The organism is Methylobacterium sp. J-078 (assembly GCF_022829285.1).
GTDB lineage: Bacteria > Pseudomonadota > Alphaproteobacteria > Rhizobiales > Beijerinckiaceae > Methylobacterium.
In genome coordinates this window covers 1-417 of sequence record NZ_JAKSYI010000089.1, presented here as the reverse complement: position 1 = coordinate 417, position 417 = coordinate 1, and the positions used below count along the sequence as shown (strand labels likewise).

Annotated in this window: 1 pseudogene; it reads left to right on the top strand. The window is 74.3% G+C overall.

The annotated features are described in order from the left end of the window. Positions 1-234 precede the first annotated feature (234 nt). Positions 235-417: pseudogene (locus MKK58_RS13875) on the top strand (hypothetical protein); the annotation flags it as partial.

The window sequence follows — 417 nt, the reverse complement described above, 5'->3', positions numbered from 1 at the left end:
CGGAGCGGATGACACGGCCGGGCGGACGGATCAGTGAGAGCAACCTACCGGCTTCCAGCGCCGTCCAGCGCCGAACGGTCCTCCTCCCACGACCGCCCGGCCTTCGACAATCCCGGGATCCTGTGGCGCCTCGTGGTGTTGGGCCTCTCCACCCGCTAGCCCCTCGCCGACTTGCGCGCGGTGGTCGGGCGCGTGCGCCTGCCTGATTCCGGCGGGGGGAGGCGTCGCGATCAGGTGCGAGACCTCGTGGCGGGGCAGGGCGGGTTGGACGTGGTCCAGCACCGGCTGATGCCGCCGGACGGTGCCGGCATGGACTGGGCCCGCCTCGTCGGTGCGCCCCTGGCCGGTCTGATCGGCCTCGCCACGCCCTGGCTCGGCCGGCCCCTGGCGGAGGGGCTCGTGGTGGCTCTCTGGCCG